The organism is Pantoea sp. Morm (genome assembly GCF_016643525.1).
GTDB classification, from domain to species: domain Bacteria; phylum Pseudomonadota; class Gammaproteobacteria; order Enterobacterales; family Enterobacteriaceae; genus Pantoea; species Pantoea dispersa.
In genome coordinates, this window is record NZ_VOQX01000178.1 from 1 (window position 1) to 3,781 (window position 3,781).

Annotated in this window: 5 protein-coding genes; 2 read left to right on the forward strand and 3 right to left on the reverse strand. The window is 54.8% G+C overall.

The genetic code is table 11. From position 1 onward, the window contains the following. Positions 1-252: 252 nt before the first annotated feature. Complete coding sequence (locus FT726_RS26345; RefSeq protein ID WP_052127525.1) at positions 253-525, reverse strand: hypothetical protein; 273 nt, start codon at positions 523-525, stop codon at positions 253-255. A 564-nt stretch (positions 526-1,089) separates the two neighbouring features. Here FT726_RS26345 and umuD point away from each other — a divergent pair. Both umuD and umuC read left to right on the forward strand, forming a co-directional pair. Further along, positions 1,090-1,509: a translesion error-prone DNA polymerase V autoproteolytic subunit gene (gene umuD / locus FT726_RS26350; protein ID WP_052127526.1), complete on the forward strand. Its 420-nt coding sequence runs from the start codon at positions 1,090-1,092 to the stop codon at positions 1,507-1,509. 8 nt (positions 1,510-1,517) lie between these two features. Then, entirely contained in the window at positions 1,518-2,792 is a 1,275-nt protein-coding gene (gene umuC, locus FT726_RS26355; RefSeq protein WP_346303751.1) for a translesion error-prone DNA polymerase V subunit UmuC, read from the forward strand. A gap of 312 nt (positions 2,793-3,104) precedes the next feature. Here umuC and FT726_RS26360 read toward each other — a convergent pair whose 3' ends face one another. Both FT726_RS26360 and FT726_RS26365 read right to left on the reverse strand, forming a co-directional pair. Next, positions 3,105-3,344 (reverse strand): hypothetical protein, encoded by a 240-nt coding sequence (locus FT726_RS26360; protein WP_346303750.1) that lies wholly within the window; start codon positions 3,342-3,344, stop codon positions 3,105-3,107. Between the two features lie 83 nt (positions 3,345-3,427). Then, positions 3,428-3,661 (reverse strand): plasmid partition protein ParG, encoded by a 234-nt coding sequence (locus FT726_RS26365; protein WP_100701399.1) that lies wholly within the window; start codon positions 3,659-3,661, stop codon positions 3,428-3,430. Positions 3,662-3,781: the final 120 nt, after the last annotated feature.

A 3,781-nucleotide genomic window follows, 5' to 3' on the forward strand; every position in this document is an offset into this window, starting at 1 on the left:
GTCAGGACACTTCACCGGCGTGGGCTGCTGAAATTGCGCATGACAGCGCGCTGCCTGAAACCGACTTTACCTGGCATCCGGTAGCGACAAAAGTCGGCAACGTTCACAATCAGGGGCCTGACATTATCCGGTGCATTAACGGCAGCTGACAGAGTCGTCAGACATCAGTGTATGACTGGCGCCGGCACGGCTACAGTTTATTTACCCCCTGGTGAATAAGGAGAAGATAATCCCGTACCGGCACCGGTTAATTTAGCACAGCGGCGCCCTGTCGCCATCGCCCGGTACGGCAGCGTCTGATTCGGCCCGCATCCAGATGGCCTGACGGGTCAGCCAGAATCCGGATGAATGAAACACAATCCCCAGTTGCTCAGCCAGCGTCTGCGTCACCGGCAGTCGCCCCGCCAGAAAAGCCCAGGCTATATCGCTGTCCAGCCCGCTGCGATCACACAGCTGCGTCACGGAGATATCATGCTCAGTCAGCAGATAAGCGAGAAAGCGTGCGGGAGAGGTATGGCCGTCCATAGATTACCCCGGGAGGTTATGAAGAGGTTTCGTCCAGATTAATGCGCTCCGTCCGGTCTGCACAACGGGTCCGGAAAAAAATACCTGCATTCAACTGCCAGAACCCAACGCTCGCCGCAGTCACGGCTGAGGCGTACCGCAGCTGCGCGAGGAACGAACAGCCGTGTCGAGGAAGCGTCACGTCACCGATGCCCGCAAAGACTGCTTACGCTCCGGTGCCGGTATTAGGAAAGAAAGATAAAGGAGCCCGACTGCGGAAAGCCAGGCTGCTGATGTACAGCCCGGAAACGCTTCCGTACGTTGCCCGGGCCCGGTATCAGCATAGATGCCCGATGAGTGTGCGGCGGAAAATATTTTTTCTCCGCTCTCAGCCACATAAATCCGTTTCCGGACGTATCTGCCGGACTGCCTCTTGCCAGATAAATGCCACTCAATAATACTGTACATATAAACAGTATTATCAGAGGAGGATTTTATGTACCAATTACATACAGCACCCACCCTAACTCCCGCAACGTCTGCCGGGAGTTTACAGTGAAACCGGCAGCGTACAGCCCCGGCCTGATGCTGCTCTGGCCCCCCATCTTTACGCCGCGTATACGGGTCCCGCTGTTCGCAGACCCGTGTGCCGCCGGATTCCCCTCCCCTGCACAGGACTACGTCGAGTCCGAGCTCGACCTGAACGAACTCTGCATCCGCCGGCGCGCCTCAACCTTCTTTGTGCGCGCCAGCGGCAGCAGCATGGAAGGACTGGGGTTGTATGACGGCGACGTTATGGTGGTTGACCGGGCCGAGGAGGCAGCGCACGGCGATGTCGTGATAGCGGAGGTCAACGGGGAGTTCACGGTCAAACGCCTGCAGCTGCACCCCCGCCTAGCCCTGCTGCCCATGAATCCGGCCTACTCCACCATTTACCCGGAGGAGCTGCAGCTGCTCGGCGTGGTCACCTGGTTCTTCAACAGCACGCGTGCGCGCCGGAGGTAACCATGCCCATGTTCGGACTGGCCGACGTGAATTCGTTTTACGCCAGCTGCGAGGCGCTGTTTCGCCCGGACCTGCGCGGTAAGCCGGTGGTGGTGCTCAGCAACAACGACGGCTGCGTGATTGCCCGCTCAGCGGGCGCGAAGCTTCTGGGCATTAAAATGGGCGCGCCATGGTTTCAGATAAAAAATGAAGTTTATTCTGAGAAAATAAATGTATTTAGCTCAAATTACGCCTTATACCATTCTATGTCGCAGAGGGTCATGACGGCCCTCGAGGAGTTGACGCCAAAGGTCGAGCAGTATTCGATTGATGAAATGTTCCTCGACATAACCGGCATTGATGGCTGCGAAGACCTTGAACATTTCGGCCGGCGCCTGCGCGCATACGTGCTGGCCACAACCGGTCTGACCGTGGGCGTCGGCATGGGTCCGACCAAAACGCTGGCCAAAAGCGCGCAGTGGGCGAGCAAAGAATGGAAGCAGTTTAAGGGCGTGCTGGCGCTGACCACGGGCAACCCGAAGCGGACCACCACGCTCCTGCAGAATCAGCCGGTAGAAGAAATCTGGGGCGTTGGCAGGCGTATCGCGAAAAAGCTGAACATCATGGGCATTGAAAATGCCCTGCAGCTGTCGCGCGCTCACCCTGCCCTCATCCGGAAAAACTTCAGCGTGGTGCTGGAGCGCACGGTGCGGGAGCTGAACGGCGAATCCTGCATTCCGCTCGAAGAGTTTGCGCCCGCAAAACAGCAGATCGTCTGCTCGCGATCGTTTGGCGAGCGCATCACGTCAAAAGTGGCCATGCAGCAGGCACTCTGTCAGTACGCGACGCGCGCGTCCGAAAAGCTACGCGGAGAGCGGCAGTTCTGCCGCCGCGTGGGCATTTTTATCCGCACCTCGCCTCACGCACCCGGGGAGGTGTTTTACGGCAACAGCGCCGGCGAGAACCTGAAGGTGCCCACCCAGGACACACGTGACGTCATTGAGGTGGCCATGCGCAGCCTGGACCGCATCTGGCTGGAGGGGCGCCGCTACATGAAGGCCGGGATCATGCTTGATGACTTCACGCCAAATGGCGTCAGCCAGCTGAATCTGTTCGACGAGGACGGCCCGCGGCGAAACAGCGCGCAGCTGATGAAAGTGCTGGACGGTATTAACCAGTCCGGGCTTGGCAACCTGTGGTTTGCGGGTCAGGGATTAAATACGGAATGGAAAATGAAACGGGAGATGTTGTCACCGGCATGGACCACGCGCTGGAGTGACATTCCCGTGGCGCACGTTAAATAGCCAGGCGCAGACAGCTAAAGCTGGAGCTGATGCCTGCCTTCACCCTGCCCTCTCAGGAAAATCAATACCAGAATTCATTCACAATATACAGAGGCTTGCCTAGTTTCTTACTGCTGAAATAACTACCGCGTGGCAACTTGTCACCACTTGAAAGTTGACGAATCCAGTCTTCAAAAGCAGGGAGACGCCGGCAGTACCACCCCTTTAACATGTCGGCTGACTGAGTAAACCCATGCAGGTTTACTCCATACCCGAGCGTCTGCTGCAATAGACCCTGTATTCCCATCTTTGTGCTTTTTTTTGCTGTATTCTTCAGCGTGAGTTGTTTTTCTTCCAGGTATCATTGGCCATGAATGCTGCACGCGACACGCAAGCGCCCCACAGCAGCTGCAGGCCGATTTTTATCAACTCGCTGGCGTGCGGCATGAAGAAGAGCGGCACGATAAATACCGCACTCAGCAGGAATCCCCATTCAGCAGCACTTTTTCTGTCTTTTCCATCAAGCTTTCTAAGCCCCATAAATCCCAAAATTAAATTGATCAGTCTGTTCATTGTGACCTTCAGATTCAGTGCCCCTAATATCTTCTCAAATGGCTTGCAACTTTATAGCCAGTAGATTAATCAGGGGATCGCTTTTAATCGTTCCTTTTCAGCCAGTCATCAACAAGGAGGTTGATTACGTCTGTTATAGAAGTACCTTTTCTGGCGCAAGCAGCCTTGAATCTTTGGTGCTTTTCCTCATCAAAATTGACGTTTACACGCTTAGCTTTTCCAGTCACAACTGGAGTGGTGACTACATTTTTAAGATCTCTGTTTTCACCAAAAGTCATTTTCTTATTACTGCTGCTATGAGCCTTTTCAAGCGCCATGTGACTCTCCACGGAAAGATTTCTCTGAGTATCTGAGTATCTGAGTATCTGAGTATCTGAGTATCTGAGTATCTGAGTATCTGAGTATCTGAGTATCTGAGTATCTGAGTATCTGAGTAT

Bases quoted from the DNA above. Each gene is read 5' to 3' on its own strand.
- FT726_RS26365 (WP_100701399.1), bottom strand. From the start codon at position 3,661: ATGGCGCTTGAAAAGGCTCATAGCAGCAGTAATAAGAAAATGACTTTT.
- FT726_RS26360 (WP_346303750.1), bottom strand. From the start codon at position 3,344: ATGAACAGACTGATCAATTTAATTTTGGGATTTATGGGGCTTAGAAAG.
- FT726_RS26345 (WP_052127525.1), bottom strand. From the start codon at position 525: ATGGACGGCCATACCTCTCCCGCACGCTTTCTCGCTTATCTGCTGACT.
- umuD (WP_052127526.1), top strand. From the start codon at position 1,090: ATGCTGCTCTGGCCCCCCATCTTTACGCCGCGTATACGGGTCCCGCTG.
- umuC (WP_346303751.1), top strand. From the start codon at position 1,518: ATGTTCGGACTGGCCGACGTGAATTCGTTTTACGCCAGCTGCGAGGCG.